Origin of the sequence: Paenibacillus sp. FSL R5-0341 (assembly GCF_037975235.1) — a bacterium.
Classification (GTDB): domain Bacteria; phylum Bacillota; class Bacilli; order Paenibacillales; family Paenibacillaceae; genus Paenibacillus; species Paenibacillus amylolyticus_A.
Genome location: NZ_CP150241.1, coordinates 1,445,212 through 1,463,958 on the forward strand (window position 1 = coordinate 1,445,212; position 18,747 = coordinate 1,463,958).

18 protein-coding genes and 2 other annotated features are annotated in these 18,747 nt (G+C 48.2%); of the genes, 14 read left to right on the forward strand and 4 right to left on the reverse strand.

All coding sequences use genetic code 11. From position 1 onward, the window contains the following. Positions 1-5: 5 nt before the first annotated feature. The 3 genes from MKX75_RS06375 to MKX75_RS06385 all read right to left on the reverse strand — a co-directional run bounded on the left by MKX75_RS06375 (position 6) and on the right by MKX75_RS06385 (position 3,414). Complete coding sequence (locus MKX75_RS06375; RefSeq protein WP_062833064.1) at positions 6-1,118, reverse strand: endospore germination permease; 1,113 nt, start codon at positions 1,116-1,118, stop codon at positions 6-8. A gap of 185 nt (positions 1,119-1,303) precedes the next feature. Then, positions 1,304-2,173, reverse strand: a complete 870-nt coding sequence (locus MKX75_RS06380) for a VOC family protein (RefSeq protein WP_339168930.1) — start codon at positions 2,171-2,173, stop codon at positions 1,304-1,306. Positions 2,174-2,502: 329 nt separating this feature from the next. Then, a complete protein-coding gene (locus tag MKX75_RS06385) occupies positions 2,503-3,414 on the reverse strand; it encodes a Ku protein (protein ID WP_339168931.1) in 912 nt (303 codons plus the stop codon). A 158-nt stretch (positions 3,415-3,572) separates the two neighbouring features. Between MKX75_RS06385 and MKX75_RS06390 the strand changes: the two genes are divergently transcribed. From MKX75_RS06390 to MKX75_RS06420, 7 genes are all read left to right on the forward strand, one after another. Next, the gene (locus MKX75_RS06390) at positions 3,573-3,869 is read left to right on the forward strand and encodes a hypothetical protein (protein WP_175623716.1); all 297 of its coding nucleotides are present in this window, start codon (positions 3,573-3,575) and stop codon (positions 3,867-3,869) included. Positions 3,870-3,873: 4 nt separating this feature from the next. Continuing rightward, entirely contained in the window at positions 3,874-4,050 is a 177-nt protein-coding gene (locus tag MKX75_RS06395; protein ID WP_026081228.1) for an H-type small acid-soluble spore protein, read from the forward strand. Positions 4,051-4,317: 267 nt separating this feature from the next. Further along, a complete protein-coding gene (gene tsaE / locus MKX75_RS06400; RefSeq protein ID WP_017690089.1) occupies positions 4,318-4,800 on the forward strand; it encodes a tRNA (adenosine(37)-N6)-threonylcarbamoyltransferase complex ATPase subunit type 1 TsaE in 483 nt (160 codons plus the stop codon). Between the two features lie 2 nt (positions 4,801-4,802). Further along, the gene (gene tsaB / locus MKX75_RS06405; protein WP_339170376.1) at positions 4,803-5,651 is read left to right on the forward strand and encodes a tRNA (adenosine(37)-N6)-threonylcarbamoyltransferase complex dimerization subunit type 1 TsaB; all 849 of its coding nucleotides are present in this window, start codon (positions 4,803-4,805) and stop codon (positions 5,649-5,651) included. 240 nt (positions 5,652-5,891) lie between these two features. Continuing rightward, positions 5,892-6,413, forward strand: a complete 522-nt coding sequence (gene rimI, locus MKX75_RS06410) for a ribosomal protein S18-alanine N-acetyltransferase (RefSeq protein WP_339168933.1) — start codon at positions 5,892-5,894, stop codon at positions 6,411-6,413. Continuing rightward, entirely contained in the window at positions 6,410-7,465 is a 1,056-nt protein-coding gene (tsaD, locus tag MKX75_RS06415) for a tRNA (adenosine(37)-N6)-threonylcarbamoyltransferase complex transferase subunit TsaD (protein ID WP_339168935.1), read from the forward strand. The genes rimI and tsaD overlap by 4 nt, the downstream gene beginning before the upstream one ends. Before the next feature lie 90 nt (positions 7,466-7,555). Continuing rightward, positions 7,556-7,915, forward strand: a binding site (T-box leader). A 66-nt stretch (positions 7,916-7,981) separates the two neighbouring features. Beyond that, positions 7,982-8,321, forward strand: a binding site (T-box leader). Positions 8,322-8,655: 334 nt separating this feature from the next. Next, a complete protein-coding gene (locus MKX75_RS06420; protein ID WP_339168937.1) occupies positions 8,656-10,215 on the forward strand; it encodes a 2-isopropylmalate synthase in 1,560 nt (519 codons plus the stop codon). Between the two features lie 651 nt (positions 10,216-10,866). On the opposite strand, the gene MKX75_RS06425 is transcribed toward MKX75_RS06420, so the two are convergent. Continuing rightward, positions 10,867-12,825: an ABC-F family ATP-binding cassette domain-containing protein gene (locus tag MKX75_RS06425; RefSeq protein ID WP_145146434.1), complete on the reverse strand. Its 1,959-nt coding sequence runs from the start codon at positions 12,823-12,825 to the stop codon at positions 10,867-10,869. A gap of 279 nt (positions 12,826-13,104) precedes the next feature. Between MKX75_RS06425 and MKX75_RS06430 the strand changes: the two genes are divergently transcribed. The 7 genes from MKX75_RS06430 (at position 13,105) to groL (ending at position 18,492) form a co-directional block, all read left to right on the forward strand. Beyond that, entirely contained in the window at positions 13,105-13,743 is a 639-nt protein-coding gene (locus MKX75_RS06430; protein ID WP_339168939.1) for a 5-formyltetrahydrofolate cyclo-ligase, read from the forward strand. A gap of 15 nt (positions 13,744-13,758) precedes the next feature. Continuing rightward, complete coding sequence (gene moaC / locus MKX75_RS06435; protein ID WP_303048966.1) at positions 13,759-14,262, forward strand: cyclic pyranopterin monophosphate synthase MoaC; 504 nt, start codon at positions 13,759-13,761, stop codon at positions 14,260-14,262. Between the two features lie 37 nt (positions 14,263-14,299). Then, positions 14,300-14,785: a MogA/MoaB family molybdenum cofactor biosynthesis protein gene (locus MKX75_RS06440; protein WP_017690080.1), complete on the forward strand. Its 486-nt coding sequence runs from the start codon at positions 14,300-14,302 to the stop codon at positions 14,783-14,785. Positions 14,786-14,994: 209 nt separating this feature from the next. Beyond that, complete coding sequence (tatA, locus tag MKX75_RS06445) at positions 14,995-15,243, forward strand: twin-arginine translocase TatA/TatE family subunit (protein ID WP_036611264.1); 249 nt, start codon at positions 14,995-14,997, stop codon at positions 15,241-15,243. Between the two features lie 78 nt (positions 15,244-15,321). Further along, positions 15,322-16,104, forward strand: coding sequence for a twin-arginine translocase subunit TatC (tatC, locus tag MKX75_RS06450; RefSeq protein WP_062833073.1), 783 nt, complete (start codon positions 15,322-15,324; stop codon positions 16,102-16,104). A gap of 398 nt (positions 16,105-16,502) precedes the next feature. Next, a complete protein-coding gene (gene groES / locus MKX75_RS06455; RefSeq protein WP_017690077.1) occupies positions 16,503-16,784 on the forward strand; it encodes a co-chaperone GroES in 282 nt (93 codons plus the stop codon). A gap of 73 nt (positions 16,785-16,857) precedes the next feature. Then, positions 16,858-18,492 (forward strand): chaperonin GroEL, encoded by a 1,635-nt coding sequence (groL, locus tag MKX75_RS06460; RefSeq protein WP_339168941.1) that lies wholly within the window; start codon positions 16,858-16,860, stop codon positions 18,490-18,492. Positions 18,493-18,747 lie beyond the last annotated feature (255 nt).

Sequence of the window (18,747 nt, forward strand, 5' to 3'; positions counted from 1 at the left end):
ACAGGTTAATTCGGAAGTTTGTTATATTTTTGAAAATGGGACTTCATATGATGCACCAGAATGAGCAATAACGGAAGCGCTATGCCGCAGGTCAAATCCCAGTCAATCCAATAGGGAATGATGACCTTGAGATAAAAGTTCTCGTTCGGAGAGATCAGAATGGACATGGCTAGAATCAGGATGGAACCCGGCAGAATCAGTGAACGATAACTGGACAAACGAAACAAGTGAGCGATGCCAAGGACAAAACTGTAGAAGAACAGGGCGGCTTTGAAAAAAACGGCAATAAGCCAGACTGATGCCATGAAGGCTTCAATCCGTTGCATGAAGTTTCCGATATTGATCTTCTGTGAAAGGTTGAATGAGGCGAACCAGTGATGCTGTGTCATCCATGGTCCCATGACGAGCAGACACATACTCAGCGTCAGTGTAAGTAACAATCCACCAATCGTGCCCGCTAACAGGATGTCTTTCTCCAGATGGGGTTCCTTTTTCGTGTAGGGGAAGAGCATCATGAAGATGCACAGCTCGCAGTAGGGATATGTGAGTACAGCGACAAAACCTTTGAGTGGATTAAGAAATCCTTGTGCAAGTACCGGTTGGATATTGGCCAAATGTACATGGGGGATTAGACACACCGTCAGAATAAGCAGAAACAACACGACCAGAGGAAGAAAGACCTCGGCACTCTTACCGATGCTCTCCAGACCCGATAGAAGCCCCCAGACAAGCGCACACATAAAAGCCAAATGCAGAACCAATAATGGAGATTCAGGTAAGATCTGAGTAGCCATAAAATCGCCAATCTCTCTGATGAACGTTGAGGTACTGATCAGGAAATAAAAAAGGTAAAAAGAGCTAAACAAGGCCCCAATCCAAGGTCCCAGTGTGCGAAGGGCGTTCTGAATCAGGTTCAAACGGGGATGCAGTTTGTAGGTAACAAGCATAATGAAAAGTATGCCGAAGCCGCCTGCGACTCCCAATAAGGCGGATAACCAGGCATCCTGTTGTGCGTAGGATGTAATCATGGAAGGAAAGACCAAAATTTGCTCCCCAATCGTGCACAGGAACATTAGTGAAGCGAGCTGCCTAACAGTCAAGCGCTCCTTTTCAATCATAGGGTATCTCCTTAACGTATCTTGTCTGTGTATATGGATAGGATGCGCCAATTGTTCCAGTTTTATAAATAGGCAACCAAAAAGCCCGGATAGCTGACCTCTCTCTGTGATGAAGAGAACTCAGTTACCCGGGCTTGCTTATGTGACTTATGAGCGATTGAAATCGAATTACGCAAAATAAAAAATCAGTTTGCAGTGGTCAGACTGATACGGATATTCTGTGGATCTACCGTAAACCAGGTATCTTCCACTTGTGTAACGGCTGCGCCGGATTGACGTAATTGTTCAAGCGCCTGTTGTACTTCTTCCTTCGTGGCATAAACAATGGTGAAGTAGTCAATTCCTGTAGCGTTATCCGGATTAACAGGCGCGTTCACTCCTGCCCAGATATTTAGTCCCAGATGGTGATGATAGCCGCCAGCAGAAACAAATAGTGCAGACATGTTGGCGAAGTTACCTACGATATCAAAACCGAGTATGCCGGTGTAGAAATTGCGAGCTTCTTCCAGGCTGCGGACGTGGAAATGCACGTGACCAATGACTGTGCCAGCAGGCAGACCCTGCCAAGGTTCATTCTCCGATAAGGCAAAGAGGCTTTCCACATCAACAGGATCACTTGCCATCACGTAATTATTGTCGCTATCCCGTTTCCAGGTGTCACGTGCTCGGTCAGCATAGATCTCAATCCCGTTCAGATCGGGATCAGAGATGTAGAAGGCTTCACTGACCAGATGATCTCCTTGGCCGATATCAATACCAGATGCAGCCAGATTACGCAGAGCAAGACCCAGGGACTTACGGTCAGGCAGCAGGATGGCAAAATGATACAAGCCTGCGTGTGAGCGTTCAGGCAAGGTAATTCCATCCGTCAGTTCTTCCAATCGCAACAGAGATTGTTTTCCGTCTGCTGTTAACGTAGCCACTTTGCCACTCTGCTCCAGCAATTTCAGTCCGACCACATTAGTATAGAACTGGATTGAACGGTCGAGATTTTTAATCCGTAGGCTCACTTCACCCAGATGGGTTGTGGCAGGAATTTGATACGTTGTATTCATATTTATATCCTCCTGATGATGTGATTATAGATAATAGGGCTTAGCGTTTGATTGCGAGTATGCGTTGAATCGAATTATTGGATTGCACTCGGTTGAAGCAGAAGTTCAGGTTAACTGTATATTCATAAATAAGTTACTTTTCATAAGTTAATATAAAATATAAATCACCTTTCGTCAATCGTATTTTACGATTATAGCTGGAGTTTTATTGGCATGAATTGTTTGATAGTTCTGTGAAAACAAAAAAATCCGACTGTAAAGCCGGACCTGAGTTGGATTCATTACATGAGGCAAAGCTTATAACGAAATCGTTCTTGCTTGGGCGACAATCAAACCTTTGGTTTGGGCGTGGCCTTTTTTCTTTTGGCTGGAGCAGGTGCGTCCGATTCTCCCCCGGCAACAGCTTGAGCAGACGTTTTTCGAGGTGCACGTTTCTTGGGCTTGGCCGTTGTTGTCCCAGGGTCAGTCGGAATGGGCTTCACGGCCTCGATGCTTGCCTGCAACGCAGCCATCAAATCCATTACATTGGCTTCAGGTTTGGCTGGAGCAATTTTGATTTCTTCGCCTGCCACTTTGTGCTGAATGAGATCCAGCAGTTTGCTGCGGTAGTCATCGTTGTATTTACCGGGTTCAAAAGGCGTGGACAATTGGTCAATTAGCAGCTTTGCCATCGTGAGTTCCTTCTCATTCACGTTCTGTACTTCCGGCAAGTTGGGCACCTGGGAGACAGGACGAATCTCGTCCGGGTAAAAAATTGTCTCCATGGAGAGGCAATCTTCCAGCACGCGTATGGCAGCGAGACTGCTTTTGGAGCGGATGGAGATTTTGGCGATGCCAATTTTGCCGGTATCCCGCATCGCATTCATCAACAGCTGGTAGGCGTTACCCCCAGCCTGATCGGGCGATAGGTAATATGTTTTCTGAAAATAGATGGGATCAATCTCAGTCAAGTCAACAAAATCCAGTATCGTAATGGTTTTACTGGTGGAATCATTTAACGCTTCCAATTCATCTTTCTCGAAGAGTACGAATTTTCCCTTTTCATATTCATAGCCTTTGGTGATCTCTTCCCACTTTACGTCCACTTCACACGATGGACATTGACGAACATAAGCGAGCGGGCTGCCGCAGACTTTATGGATGTAACGCATGGAGATGTCTTTGTCTTCGGTAGCCGAGAACATTTTGACAGGGACATGTACAAGGCCAAAACTGATTGCGCCTTTCCAGACGGTATGCATAGGTCGGCTCCTTTCGAAAGGGTACACTTTTATTCAGTAGTATGGGCATCTGGTGCAATGGATAATCGTCTTATGGATGAATGAATTCGTATGGTTCGGCGAGACTCGGGGATGATAACAGAAGTGATTTCGCAATGATTAAGCCGGGAGGTGCCGAAATGAGTAACAGACGGGATGAAGAGGAAGCGCATAAGCATGCTTTTACTCCGTATCCTCTTGCTGATGCCGAAAGCGCTGAAGAATTTTATACACCAGCAACAGCTGTGAATTGGGAAGCAGTCACTTCGGAAGAATTACCCCTTGACCGGGAGTCGTTCATGCTCGACATTGACCGGATGGTAAATGAAGGGTTAGGTGGAGGACAGGTTACGGAAGATAACGGTCATATTGGTGAAAGTACAACAGATAGCATGGTTCGTGAGTCACATGATGATCCGGAAGGGGAGTATGAATAAGATGATGGATGCAAAGCGCGCCAAAGCGATCTATGATTCCAAGGATACCATTGCTGTGACACTGGAAGGAGATCCGGTGTGGATTGAGAATGTGGATGAAGCCAATGGCATGGCGACCGTTCAGGTTGGCAGCAGGCCGGGAAATACCCAAACGGTACGTGTGGATCGGTTGGAGGAGTAGATACAGATAGAGCGTAGTGCTTGAGGAATTGTTGTGAAAAAAAGCTGGAATATGTACGTAAGATGGCCGGTACCGGGAGGTGCCGGTTTTTTGTTTTTCCTAGAGAATGTCTGCAAACTCCGAAGGAAGCGAGTTTGCAGACATGGCCTAATAATGCACGTTTATATTTCCGCTTGTTTCCTTCGATGTTGCGGGGGAAGAAAGGGACCGATATAATAAGGTTCAAAGTGAACTCAGGCGGCTGGACCGCCAAAGGTGGGGCGAATATTGAATCAGACGCACGAGCAGTGGGTGTATCAATCCCATGGCATTGCAGATACAGAAGCGCTCGCGTCCGCACTCGCCAGACAGGCAAACGCCGGCATGGTGATTGCGCTGGATGGTGATCTGGGCGCGGGGAAAACGGCATTTTCACAGAAATTTGCCTGGCATTTGGGTGTACGTGATGTGGTGAGCAGTCCCACATTTACGCTAATCAAGGAATATGAAGGGCGCCTGCCCTTGTATCACATGGATGTATATCGCATTTCGCTGGAAGAAGCGGATGAGCTTGGACTTGATGAATATTTCTATGGAGCCGGAGTCAGTCTGGTGGAGTGGTCAAGCATCATTCCCGAATTGCTGCCGCAAGAGCACTTGCATGTACAGATTGAGACAACGGGCCTAGAGGATCGAACGATTACACTGGATGGGTACGGCGAGACTTATGCAGCCATGTGCCGACAGTTCAGACAGAATGGAGTCAAATGATGATGGAAGATTTACAAAAAGAGCCGCGTCAGCGGTTTTTGGCGTTGGATACATCCACCGCAGTGATGGCAGCTGCGATGATGGAAGATCATGCGCTTCTGGAAGAACGCAATGAGCGGGCTGAGCGTAACCATTCGGTACACGTTGTACCCGTAATGGAGCAGTTGCTGGCCGCCAGCAGCACAGAGCCTGGTCAGCTGGACGGTATTGCCGTCGGCGTTGGCCCAGGCTCATACACGGGCATCCGCATTGCGGTGACCGCGGCGAAGACACTGGCCTGGGCGTGGGACATCCCCGTAGCCGGGGTGTCCAGCCTTCAGGCCATCGCCTGGGGCGGCTGGCACAGCGGCCTTGCCGCCAAGGCAGAAGCTGCGGCAGAGGATGCCGCAGCAGGGGCTGGCGGAACGCCATCCGCGGACCAGGGCAGCACAGGTGCTGCCCCTGTCCACTGGATCGTTCCGCTTGTGGATGCACGGCGCGGTCAAGCGTGCACCGCGCTGTTTGCCTCCGCCGGGAGCGATGCGCCCCGGCGTCTGGCGCCTGATGCCATCCGCAAGATGGACGGATGGCTGGAAGCCCTCGCCGCCCGCATGGCGGAGGCGGCGCCGGAAGAGCGGCCCGTAGCCGTCTGGTTCGTCGGCGAGACGGGCCCTCATGCTGCGGCAGCGGCGGAGCTTCGCTGCCCCGCAGGAACGGCGCTCCAGCTCGTACCTTATGAGCTGGAAGGCCGCTGGGTTGGGCGCCTAGGCGCCGCCGCGCTGCTTGCAGGTCAGCGTGATGACGTGCATGCGCTGGTGCCGAACTACACCCAGCTGTCTGAAGCGGAAGCCAATCTGCTGCGCAAAGGCTAAAAGAGGTTGTTCAAAAAGTCCGCTTTTGATTACGAAGGATACCTGGTGGCATCATCAGCATCGAATATGGAATTCAGCCGAAATAAGCGGGGGGCTTACGAAGTATGTTTCCTTTGGAAACATTGTAGTTGCTCACGTAGTTTGTTCTACGCTCCGCTACTCCATTTCTAGCTTCATCCCATCTTCTCGGTACTGAAAACCGGTCTTTTTGAACACGCACTAAAGGGGGAGGGGAAGCAGATGGACAACGTGGCGAATAATAAGCAGGAAGCAGCGCTTCAGTTCAGGTTCATGACACTCGCGGATATTCCCGATGTGATGGAGATTGAACATGAGGCCTTTACCCTGCCCTGGACGGAAGAAGCATTTCAAAATGAATTGACACACAATCATTTTGCTAAATATATGGTGATGGAATTAGAAGGAAAATCCATTGGCTATGCAGGTATGTGGACAATCATGGATGAAGCCCATATTACCAATATTGCAGTTAGAGGCGCGTATCGTGGACGCAAGCTTGGTGAAAAGTTGCTGGACGAATTAATGAGTACGGCAGCTTATCTCGGGATGGAACGAATGACGCTGGAGGTCAGAGTGTCGAACAGCATTGCCCAGCGTTTATATCAGAAAAAAGGGTTTGAATCGGCGGGTCTTCGTAAAGGGTATTACTCCGATAATGGGGAAGATGCGATGATTATGTGGGCGAACTTGCCGTCTGCAGGCCGGAGCGGCGAAGAGGAAGGAAGCGTACTGGATTCATGAACGAACTCAATGAAAAAATAAATGCTACACCCTCCTATATTTTGGCGGTGGAGACAAGCTGTGATGAAACATCGGTAGCTGTAGTCAAGGATGGACGTGAAGTACTATCCAATCTGATCTCAAGTCAGATCGAGACCCATAAGGCATTTGGCGGCGTTGTACCTGAAGTGGCTTCACGCAAACATGTCGAAGTGATTACGTTGATGCTGGAACAGGCCATAGAACAGTCCGGCATTCGTCCGCGTGATCTGAGTGCGATTGCTGTGACGCAAGGTCCGGGACTGGTCGGGGCATTGCTGGTAGGAATCGTTGCAGCCAAAACGCTGGCGATGGCACTGGGCAAACCGCTCATTGGCACACATCATATTGCTGGGCATATCTATGCCAACCGACTTACTCATGAACTGAAATATCCGGCAATGGCACTGGTCGTATCCGGTGGACATACAGAACTCGTGCATATGGAATCCGAGGGCAAGTTCAAACTGATTGGCCGTACGCGTGATGATGCTGTAGGTGAGGCGTATGACAAAGTAGCACGTGCATTGGGCTGTCCTTATCCGGGAGGTCCGCATGTGGACCGGATGGCGTCTGAAGCGGAGAATGTGGTCCCATTGCCACGGGTGTGGCTGGAAGCAGGTTCGTATGATTTCAGTCTCAGTGGTCTGAAGTCTGCTGTACTGAATGCGCTCAATCAGGCCAAAATGCGCGGCGAAACGTTGGAGCCATCTGCGGTTGCCCGTGGTTTCCAGGAAGCTGTCGTAGAAGTGTTGGTGGAGAAAGCCGTAAGAGCAGTTCGTGAGTACGGTTCACGGCAATTACTGTTATGCGGTGGTGTTGCAGCTAACCGGGGGTTGCGCTCGGCGTTACAAGAGCGTTGTGCGAAGGAAGGGCTTGAACTATTAATACCGCCGATGGAATATTGTACGGATAATGCGGCCATGATTGGAGCGGCTGCGTATCTGAAATGGCAACGGGGAGAAATCTCTGAGTTTGATGCCAAAGCAGACCCTGGACTTTCTCTGGAGCAATGGTCTGTTCAATCCGTATAGGCAGGCCGTTTGAGATTAAGAGTTGACAGCCTGGAGGTGAAGAATGTATATTAGTTACAAATTTAAACAGGAATTTATCTTCCTGAACTGATAAACGCGATGAACAGGAATAGTAAGGTCATTCCCGGTCTTAGAGAGCTGCGGTATGGTGCAACGCAGTCGAAGGAAACCTGAAACTCACCTGGAAGCGGAACGATGGAACACGGTGACTCCCTGGGAGAATCCGAAGGCCAATTATGGCTCAAAGTACATGGTTACGGGTTGCCTCCGTGAATGGGCCGTTGTCGGTAGAGACCGTTATTACAAGGATTGACTGACGATAACTGAGGGGGCTTTCAGGCTGCTTCAAGTGATCCGGATATGCGAAAGCATTCAGGGGTTGTCTTGAATGAACAGGAAGGAAGTCAACAAGAGTGGTACCGCGAAGGTGAACAGCCTGTCGTCTCTTGCATTAATGCATGAGGTGGCAGGCTTTTTTGATTTTCAAAATAAGGATGAATGAAGTTAGGTCATATTATAAATGTGATGAACGGGAGCAGTAGAAGGATAAGGCGCTCAGAGAGCTGCGGGGTGGTGCGACGCAGTGGCTGGAATCATTCGAATCTCGCCCGGGAACGGAGCTGTGGAAGCGTGGGGACGATATCAATCGCCCAGTTGTCCTGATGGACAACGACATGTGTTACACAGCAACGGTTAACCCCCGTTATAGGGTGTTTCTCCGAATTCCAGTGGTGTCGTGCGTGCATGCACAATCCAGCGAATATCGGAGACGACGAGGTGGATGGAGTCCGGCGCAAGTCTGGCACATCAAGCGAGAGTGGTACCGCGGAGGGGATAATAACCCGCCGTCTCTTATATGAGATGGCGGGTTATTTGTGTTTGCTGCCGGCAGCAGGGTGGGCATGGGAATGGACCATATGGAGATTGAAAAATCAGAAGGTCAGGGTGTAAGTCGACGTACACTCTGTCATGAGGGTAAGCAGGATATGCAACGAACGAGCAATGAGCATGTAACATCAAGTAGAGGCACTAAACATTCAACAGGCTTTAATGATCACCAAGGACCAAACTACAAATGACATATGCTTTTACAAACAAAATATATAACTACAGCGAAAGGCGATCAACGAGTGTTCTATCCTCGTAGATCGTAACAAAAGGATTATAAAATTTGATGGAGGTCGATGAATATGACAACAACTAATAACAAACGCATGGTTGAAATTTTTGATACAACGCTGCGCGATGGAGAACAGGCACCGGGAGCGAGTCTGCAACCCGAGCAAAAGATCGAACTGGCACACCAACTGGCTTCTCTGGGCATCGACGTCATTGAGCCTGGATTCCCGATCTCCAGTCCAGGTGAGTTCGCGGCGGTTCAGGCGATTTCGAGACAGTTGCAGAACGTGGAAATCTGTGGATTTGCGCGTGCAGTCAAAGGCGATATCGATGCAGCTGTTCAAGCAACAGCGGATGCAGCACGGCGCCGAATTCACCTGTTTATCTCTTCTTCGGATATTCATATTGAGCATCAACTGCGCCGCCCGCGCAGTGAAGTGGTGGCTACGGCTCGTGAGATGGTATCTTATGCACGCCAGTTCACGGACATTGTAGAGTTTACCGCGATGGATGCAGCTCGGACGAAGATGGATGATCTGATCGAGATGGTCGAAGTAGCGATTGAAGCAGGGGCCAGCATTATCAACCTTCCGGATACCGTGGGTTATGCTCTGCCACATGAGTATGGCGAGATGTTCCGCCGGGTACGTGAGGGTGCAAGAGGCGGCGATCAGGTTCGCTATAGTGCTCACTGTCATAATGATCTGGGCCTGGCTGTAGCCAATAGCTTGGCTGCGATTGCCAATGGTGCTACCCAGATTGAAGTGACTATCAATGGTATCGGAGAACGGACGGGGAACTGTGCACTGGAAGAGCTGATTATGGCGCTGGAGACTCGGGGAGATGCGATTGGGGCGACATCCAACATCAAGCTGAACCAACTGTATGAGACTTCACGTCAGATTAGTCGCGCGATGCACTTCCCGATTGCGTACAACAAACCAGTGGTGGGACGTAATGCATTCCAACATGAATCCGGCATCCATCAGGATGGTCTGCTCAAGAACCGGAGCACCTATGAGATTATGGATCCGGAAGCGCTGGGTATCCCGCGTAGCATGATTATTCTGGGCAAACACTCCGGTCGTCATGCCCTGAAGGATCGGGTTCGCAAATACGGTTTTGAGCCGGATGAGCAACAGATGGAACAATTGTATGAGGTTTTCAAAGAAACCGCAGACCAGCAAAAAGTGGTCAGTGATGACCAGTTATTGCAGATGGTTAGCCAGACCATGAATATTCCTGCACAGGATTATGAGCTGGTTGAATTGCAGGTGACAGCGGGTAGCATGACGGATCGAATGGCCGCCGTTCGTATTCGCACAAGCGCTGGAGAACAGTCCTACTCTGCCGTTGGCGGCGGACCCGTGGATGCAACCATCCGTGCAATTGGTCAGAGCATTTCCGATGATATTGCATTTGTTGATATGGAGATGCATGCCTTGAGTGGGGGAGAGGGTGCAAGTGCCGAAGCTGTAGTTACCGTGGAGCGTGCAGGACGTGAGTTCCGGGGAACGGCAACACATAATGATATCGTCATGGCTGCCGGTCTTGCTTATGTAGCGGCGTGTAATGCTGCTGGGCTGAAGGCTGAGTCTTCCGAACATCATGAACAAGAAGCGCATGCGTAAAACATCTTTGCCAGATCGCATCTACAGCGGCTATAGTAGCAATTGCAATTCGATGTAAATAGGCATGGCATATAGGAAATAAACATCGGGCAGGCCTTGAACGTCAAAGGTCTGCTTTTGTCTTATTATGGAGGAACAATGATTAGCGGGAGAATGCATTTGTCAAGGTGTGACTATAGTTATCCACATATCCAGTGCAATTTGTGGGTAACTAACGCAAAGTCAAACCAGTATAGTTTTCGAAACGAAAAGGGTTTAGGGGATAGAATGACTCCTTACTATCCACAAAGATGTGGATAAAGTGGATAACTTAGTGGATAAATATGGTTTTTGTGTGTAAAAGGCTATTCTACCGCTGTATAATTAAGCTTATTAATGTGCTTGCTATCTTGCTTTGTTGTGGATAAGTGTGAGGAAAAGGGGGATAAAAATATTTCTCTTCATTCGAGTAAATTTGACAAAAGTCAAAACAGCTCCCCTAACTTCCGTATGTCAGAGTTCAATCTCAAGGAACATAAAGAACATAAGGTGCCGAGCTTCAATACTCATCCTCAACACACAAAAAGCTGATCCCAATAAGGAATCAGCCGGTGGTACAACTATACTTGTATGGACGCGATCAAGTCATGGTCTGAGTCTCTACTATTCGTACTATTCCATGGCTAGTTCTTCCCATTCTTCGTACGCTTTGGTGAGTTGTGCCTTGTGTTCCTCCGACTGTTGCTGGAGTTCTTGCAGCTTCATATAATCCTGATAGATTTCAGGCAGAGCCATCTGCTCCTCAAGCTCGGTAATCTTCGTTTCCAGGTCCGCAATCTGCTGTTCCAGAGCTTCCTGCTTGCGTTGACGGTTACGCTCTTCACGCTTCGCCTGTTTTTCCGCTTCGAATGAAGCAGCTCCGGATTTTTCGGTTGTGGATGTACTCAGATCGGATTTGGACGAGTTCTTGGACGAAGCCTGACGTGCCTCAGCAGCTTCGCGTGCGATGTCCTCAAGCTCCTGTTTCTTCTCCACATAATCATCATAATTTCCGAGATAGTGTTCCGTTCCACCTGGATGAAGCTCGACAATCCGTTCAGCCATTTTGTTAAGGAAGTACCGGTCATGGGAGATGAACAGCAGGGTGCCTTCATAATCCATTAATGCGGCTTCCAGCACTTCTTTGGCAAACAGGTCGAGATGGTTCGTAGGCTCATCCAGAATGAGCATGTTGGCTTCCTTCAGCATCAACTTGGAGAGAGAAACACGTGCTTTCTCACCACCGCTGAGGGAGGAGATTTTCTTGAGCACATCGTCACCGCTGAACAAAAAGTTCCCCAGTACGGTCCGAATACGTGCTTCTTCCATCCCGGGATAGGCACTCCACAGCTCTTCCAGAACTGTGTTGGACGGATTGAGCCCCGTCTGTTCCTGATCATAGTAGCCAATCTGCACTTTCGTTCCCCATTGAATATCCCCGGTTACCGGACGTAAACTTCCGGTGAGACACTTCAGCATGGTGGATTTACCAATACCGTTTGGACCAATTAGGGCAACGGTTTCACCGCGCCGCAGATCGAAGGATACATTGCGGAACAATGGAGAAGCCTCGTCATAAGCGACAGACAACTGATCCACACGAAGCACTTCTTTGCCAGACATAACGGCGGTTTCAAATGAAAAATGGGCTTTTTTCAAATCTCCCATCGGTTTATCCAGGCGTTCCATTTTGTCGAGGGCCTTGCGGCGGCTTTGCGCCCGTTTGGTCGTCGAAGCACGCACGATATTTTTCTGAACAAAATCCTCCATCTTGGAGATTTCGCCTTGCTGTTTCTCATATTGCTTCATCTGAGTTTCATACTCGGCAGCTTTGAGTTCCATATAACGGCTGTAATTGCCCGTGTATTTTTTGGAGCGGTGACGTTCGATCTCCACGATGGTCGTTACGAGTCGATCCAGGAAGTAACGGTCATGGGATACTACGAGCAGTGCGCCTGAATACCCTCTCAAATAATCTTCCAACCATGTAAGAGTGGCGATATCGAGATAGTTGGTAGGCTCGTCCAGCATGAGCAGATCAGGTGCCTGAAGCAAAATACGAGCAAGCGCAAGACGTGTCTTCTGCCCGCCGCTCAGGGTAGCAATAGGGGTGTCAGGCGAAAATTCGCCGAATCCCATCCCGTGCAATACACTGCGAATGCGAGTTTCCATCTCGTAGCCACCATGGTCCTTGAACCAGTCAGAGCGTTTCGCATAACGTTCCAGCAGGTCAGCATATTTTTTCTCGTCTTCCATCTGGGCAGGGTCGGCAATGTCGCGTTCCATCTGACGCAAATCTGCTTCAGCCTGTGTCAGGTGAGCGAACACGTTCATCATTTCTTCCCAAATGCTGCGGTCGGATTGCAGCCCGCTATTCTGAGCCAGGTAACCGAGCGTCGTTTCTTTGGATTTGAAAATCTGTCCTCCGTCATAAGACATTTCACCCGCCACAATTTTGAGCAAAGTGGATTTCCCTGCACCGTTTACACCAACGAGGCCGATGCGCTCGCGTTCTAATATTTGTAAGTTCACGCCGTCCAGGATTGGATCGACACCAAAACGTTTGATAATTCCGGATACTTGCAGCAGCATAAAATTAAGTTCCTCCATAGGTCCAGTTCTTGATATGACAACTATATCCCAGTTTACATGAAATACAGAGCAATTGCACCGATTGGGAACGCATGGGGCATGTAGTCTTTTTGATCAATCAATGATAAACTGAAAGAAGGCATGTTATTACATGAGGATTTTGCAGAAAATGAATCATTTTAACCATTTCAACAAGATGACAACTGGTCATAACATATAAATTGTTTTTAATGAGAGCTTTTTTCTACCTTCCCTATCAACAGGAGGTTATTCAAGGATATGCAGGATCATGCGGAACTGAAAAGTCAGCTTCGATCCAGACTGAGACAGAGCCGTGATCTGATGGATGCAAGCATGCGTCAGCAGGCAATGACTAAGATTAATGCTGGGATGAAGCGTGAGCTGGAGCGCCTCAGACAGGACAAGCGGAAGGTCGTGAACAGACCACTCGTCATATTCAGTTATTTGTCCTATGGAAGCGAAGCATCCACAGCGTTTCTGTTTCAAGAGGGTTGGAACCATGGAGATGTGATGTTAGCACCGAAGGTATTGGCGAATCCACCACGAATGGAACTGAGGCAAGTAACCGGAGAACAGGATTTGGAGCCAGGCATATGGGGCATACCAGAACCCAAGGTTTCCTGTGAAGTTCTTTCACCTGAAGATTGGCCGGATATCGATCTCGTTCTGGTACCTGGGCTTGGTTATGATCTACATGGAGGGCGCATTGGTTATGGTGGCGGTTATTATGACCGTTTTGCCGAGACGCTTGCAGCACAATGTGCGATGACGGACAAGAAACCGTTGATGGCTGCAATGGTATTGCCGGGTCAGCTACAGGATGAGATTCCGATGGACCTGCTCGATCTACGGATTGATCTGTTGATAACAACCGAAGGTATATTACATATCGAATAAAGGGTTGTGATGTGATTGAGTTCAGAAGCGAATAACGGCCAGGCTTCCGGTGGCAAACTGACCCATTTTAATGAACAGGGGCGGGCCCGGATGGTTGATATTTCGGGTAAGGAAATTACCGTACGTACGGCTGTGGCCGTAACGAAAGTGACGATGAATCCAGATACACTGGAAGCGATTCGGGAGGGCCGAATCGGCAAAGGTGACGTTCTGGCTGTGGCTCAGATTGCCGGGATTCAAGGTGCAAAGAAAACGTCGGACTGGATTCCGATGTGCCATCCCTTGGCACTGACGGGTGTGGATATTCGTTTTCATGATAACGGAGTGGATGAATTACACATTGAAGTCACTGTCAAAACGGAAGGTAAAACGGGTGTTGAAATGGAGGCGCTCACGGCTGCCTCGGCTGCAGCACTGACGGTCTATGACATGTGTAAGGCGATGCAAAAAGATATGATTATCGGTCCAACCATGCTGAATTCCAAGAGTGGTGGCAAAAACGGCGATTACAGCCGATAAGCAATATTTATTTTCATAGAGGAGAAGGGTGATCTTTATGGTGTGGAGAACAGCAATCCTGACAGCCAGCGACAAAGGAGCCCGCGGGGAACGTGAGGATACGAGTGCACAAGTCATTCGGGAACTGGTGGAAGAAGAGCTGGGTGGTCAAATCGTGGAGTATCGCATCGTTCCGGATGAACCCGATGAGATTATTGCGGCTTTGATTGAGATGACGGATTATTTTCACGCCGATCTGGTGCTGACTACCGGTGGTACGGAGCTGGCCATTCGTGATATTACTCCGGAGGCGACCCGGCGCGTGATTGAACGGGAAGTTCCTGGGATGGCAGAGGCCATGCGTTACAGTGTAATGAGTAAAAACCGTTCTGCAATGCTGTTCCGTGGTGTATGTGGTATTCGTGGACGTACGCTGATTGTCAATCTGCCAGGTACACCGAAGGGTGTGCATGAACATTTGGCTGCCATTATGGATCAGCTTCCGGAAGCGCTGCTCATGGTTACGGGGCAGTTCAAGCAATAAGTGGGTACGGACTCTTAGGCATTATATTTGACTAGACATAAATCGTTGTGGTTGGAAAATGTGATATCTCTTATTTGTGAATATTGCGGGTTATGTAAGTGGTTACATCTGTGGTATGATGGGCTTAAATTAAGAACGTAGTAGAGACATCTATGACCGTATGGCAGAATATGCGCATCTTTGAACCTTGAAGACGAGGAGGAATATCAATGTTAAGTTCCATTGGACCAACGGGTTTTATTTTGCTGGCCGTGATTGCATTGTTGTTGTTTGGACCCAACAAACTTCCGGAACTGGGACGTGCAGTTGGGCGTACCTTCCGTGAATTCAAAGAGGGCGCTCGCGAGATTATCTCTGAGGATGACTCCTCCAATCGTAAAGAGCAGGAGAAAGCGAAACCGCTGGCGGCTGAGAGCACACCTGCAGACAAGCCTGCTGATAAACGCCTGCCGGAATAATCTTGACGGCAATGAAAGAGAAATCCCTTCCTGCCGGAAGGGTTTTGTATTTTAAGCTGGCAATAATGGGGGGCAGGCATGACGCAGCAAATGGAAGAAATGTCGATTACGGAACATCTGAGCGAGCTGCGGAAGCGGCTGATCTACGTATTAAGCATTTTTGTGCTGGGACTGATTGCAGGATTTTTTGTGGCGGACCCGGTATATCAATATCTGACCAAGTCAGAGTCGGCTAAAGGTTTTGTATTGCATGCCTTCTCGTTCTGGGACGGGATTGGCATCTACATGAAGATTGCCGGTTTGTTTTCACTTATCATTACGCTGCCGTTTACGGTGTATCAAATCTGGAAGTTTGTTAGTCCAGGGCTAAAGCCGCGCGAGCGAAAAGCAACGCTGAAGTATGTGCCCTATGTGTTTCTGTTATTTCTTATAGGTATGGCTTTCTCGTATTATGTCATATTTCCGATGGCACTCGCCTTCACGACAGCCATTACGGAGAAGATGGGGCTTGTGGAGACCTACGGGATGAAACAGTATTTCAGCTTCCTGTTTGGCATTGTGTTGCCTGTGTCCCTGTTATTTGAGCTACCTTTACTTATTATGTTCCTGACGGGACTGCGGATTCTGAATCCAATTCGTCTTCGCAAGATGCGTAGGGTCGCTTATTTTGTCTTGATCTTCATTGCAGTGGTTATTACACCGCCAGACTTCATATCCGATCTGCTGGTGATGATTCCCTTGCTCCTGTTATATGAGATTAGTGTGCTTTTATCTGCAATCGTATACCGCAAGCAGCTTGCGGCCGATCAAGAGATTGAATCCCGTTACGTTCGTGCTGAGGATAAGAAGCATGCAGGCTGAATGAAACGATCTGTAATGTGCCCGGAAAAGACGGTCTGTTCTTATCCGGGCTATTTCTGTAGACTGTCACACACAAGGCAGGACAAGCAGGCATAATATGTTCAGCAATGGATACAATGGGAAAGGGACTGTCTGCTAACGTTGCAGAAGGGCACAAGAATTTCGTAGAATAAGAGTAGCGAGTTGCAACATTTATCCAGGCATACCGGGTGTTATTTGGTTGTGTTGGTGTAAATTCAACGTAAATTCTCGCAGGAATTCGTCAAAAGGACTTGAAATCATGCTTCAAGTTGAGTATCATAAAGTTGGTTGTTAGCACTGAACACTGTCGAGTGCTAATACATATGGCTACAACCTACAATGTAACGTTATATAATTTCAAAAGGAGGCTATTTTTCATGATCAGACCTTTAGGTGAACGCGTATTGGTAGAACCACTGGAGCAAGAGCAAACAACTTCTTTCGGGATCGTACTCCCGGACTCCGCCAAAGAAAAACCGCAAGAGGGTAGAATCATTGCAGTTGGTGCTGGAGTATTGAAAGACGGCGTACGTGTGGCTCTGGAAGTGAAAGAAGGAGATCGCGTTATTTTCTCCAAATATGCCGGTACAGAAATCAAATTCGAAGGTAAAGAATATTTGATTATGAAAGAAAGCGATATTCACGCGATTCTCGACTAATTCAAATTTAATCGGACAACCGAACCATATAGCAGTACCATTTTCCAACAAAAACTAGGGAGGTTTTCTTAACATGGCTAAAGACATTAAATTCAGTGAAGACGCTCGTCGCTCCATGCTTCGTGGTGTGGACGCATTGGCTAATGCAGTAAAAGTAACACTCGGTCCTAAAGGCCGTAACGTGGTTCTGGAGAAAAAATTCGGAAGCCCGCTCATCACTAACGATGGTGTAACCATTGCTAAAGAAATCGAACTGGAAGATGCATTCGAGAACATGGGTGCACAACTGGTTAAAGAAGTAGCAACGAAAACGAACGATGTTGCCGGTGACGGTACTACAACAGCAACTGTATTGGCGCAAGCGCTGATCACAGAAGGTCTGAAAAACGTAACTGCAGGCGCTAGCCCAATTGGTATCCGCAAAGGTATCGACAAAGCGGTTAAAGCTGCGGTTGCTGAATTGCAATCCATCTCCAAACCAATTGATTCCAAACAATCCATCGCACAAGTTGCAGCAATCTCTGCAGCTGACGAAGAAGTAGGCGAACTGATCGCTGAAGCTATGGAAAAAGTGGGTAAAGATGGGGTAATCACAGTAGAAGAATCCAAAGGATTCGCTACTGAGCTTGAAGTGGTTGAAGGTATGCAATTCGACCGTGGATACATCTCTCCTTACATGATCACAGATACGGACAAAATGGAAGCTGTTTTGGACAACCCGTACATCTTGATCACAGACAAAAAAATCTCCAGCACGCAAGACATCTTGCCATTGCTTGAGAAAATCGTTCAACAAGGCAAACCGCTGGTATTGATCGCTGAAGATATCGAAGGCGAAGCACTGGCTATGCTGGTTGTGAACAAATTGCGTGGTACATTCAATGCTGTAGCTGTTAAAGCTCCAGGATTCGGTGACCGTCGTAAAGCAATGCTGCAAGACATCGCTGCCCTCACTGGTGGCCAATTGATCACGGAAGAACTGGGTCTTGACCTGAAATCCGCTGTTGTGGAACAACTGGGTACAGCTCGTCAAATCCGTGTAACAAAAGAAAACACAATCATCGTTGACGGTGCTGGTAACAAATCCGATATCGATGCACGTGTTAGCCAAATCCGTACACAACTGGAAGAAACAACTTCCGAGTTCGACAAAGAGAAACTGCAAGAGCGTCTGGCTAAATTGTCCGGTGGTGTAGCAGTAATCAAAGTTGGTGCGGCTACTGAAACAGAATTGAAAGAACGCAAACTTCGCATCGAAGATGCCCTGAACGCAACTCGCGCTGCGGTTGAAGAAGGTATCGTATCCGGTGGTGGTACAGCGCTCATGAACGTATATAGCGCGGTTGCGGCTGTGGCTCTGTCCGGTGACGAGCAAACAGGCGTAAACATCGTCCTGCGTGCTCTGGAAGCACCAATCCGCACAATCGCAGCTAACGCTGGCGAAGAAGGTTCCGTAATCGTGGAACGTCTGAAAAAAGAACAAACAGGAATCGGCTTCAACGCTGCAACTGGCGATTGGGTTAACATGATCGAAGCTGGTATCGTTGACCCTGCGAAAGTAACTCGTTATGCATTGCAAAACGCTGCTTCCGTAGCAGCAATGTTCCTGACTACTGAAGCAGTTATCGCTGATAAACCAGAACCTGCAGGTGCTGGTGGCGGAATGCCTGACATGGGCGGTATGGGTGGAATGGGCGGCATGATGTAATAAAGGTGTAAAAACCTTTAAAGCATCATGTGCCTGGCAGAGCGAATTCTCGTTACGATGTGACGAGAATTGGTGAAGCAGTCACTGATACAAATTATAAATAACACAAAAACCACTTCTTAATTAAGGAGTGGTTTTTGTGTTATTTATAATTATCATAATTCAAGTTCACTAATTTTGGAGAGTTCCCATTTTTTATTTCTTAGAGTTACTTTAGATATATGCTTCCCTATTGCAAATAGAATATTTGCAGTT

Bases quoted from the DNA above. Each gene is read 5' to 3' on its own strand.
- tatC (WP_062833073.1), top strand. From the start codon at position 15,322: ATGACGCAGCAAATGGAAGAAATGTCGATTACGGAACATCTGAGCGAG.
- MKX75_RS06420 (WP_339168937.1), top strand. From the start codon at position 8,656: ATGACAACAACTAATAACAAACGCATGGTTGAAATTTTTGATACAACG.
- MKX75_RS06395 (WP_026081228.1), top strand. From the start codon at position 3,874: ATGGATGCAAAGCGCGCCAAAGCGATCTATGATTCCAAGGATACCATT.
- MKX75_RS06385 (WP_339168931.1), bottom strand. From the start codon at position 3,414: ATGCATACCGTCTGGAAAGGCGCAATCAGTTTTGGCCTTGTACATGTC.
- tsaD (WP_339168935.1), top strand. From the start codon at position 6,410: ATGAACGAACTCAATGAAAAAATAAATGCTACACCCTCCTATATTTTG.
- rimI (WP_339168933.1), top strand. From the start codon at position 5,892: ATGGACAACGTGGCGAATAATAAGCAGGAAGCAGCGCTTCAGTTCAGG.
- groES (WP_017690077.1), top strand. From the start codon at position 16,503: ATGATCAGACCTTTAGGTGAACGCGTATTGGTAGAACCACTGGAGCAA.
- tsaB (WP_339170376.1), top strand. From the start codon at position 4,803: ATGGAAGATTTACAAAAAGAGCCGCGTCAGCGGTTTTTGGCGTTGGAT.
- MKX75_RS06375 (WP_062833064.1), bottom strand. From the start codon at position 1,118: ATGATTGAAAAGGAGCGCTTGACTGTTAGGCAGCTCGCTTCACTAATG.
- MKX75_RS06440 (WP_017690080.1), top strand. From the start codon at position 14,300: ATGGTGTGGAGAACAGCAATCCTGACAGCCAGCGACAAAGGAGCCCGC.
- MKX75_RS06425 (WP_145146434.1), bottom strand. From the start codon at position 12,825: ATGCTGCTGCAAGTATCCGGAATTATCAAACGTTTTGGTGTCGATCCA.
- groL (WP_339168941.1), top strand. From the start codon at position 16,858: ATGGCTAAAGACATTAAATTCAGTGAAGACGCTCGTCGCTCCATGCTT.
- MKX75_RS06380 (WP_339168930.1), bottom strand. From the start codon at position 2,173: ATGAATACAACGTATCAAATTCCTGCCACAACCCATCTGGGTGAAGTG.
- tatA (WP_036611264.1), top strand. From the start codon at position 14,995: ATGTTAAGTTCCATTGGACCAACGGGTTTTATTTTGCTGGCCGTGATT.
- MKX75_RS06390 (WP_175623716.1), top strand. From the start codon at position 3,573: ATGAGTAACAGACGGGATGAAGAGGAAGCGCATAAGCATGCTTTTACT.
- MKX75_RS06430 (WP_339168939.1), top strand. From the start codon at position 13,105: ATGCAGGATCATGCGGAACTGAAAAGTCAGCTTCGATCCAGACTGAGA.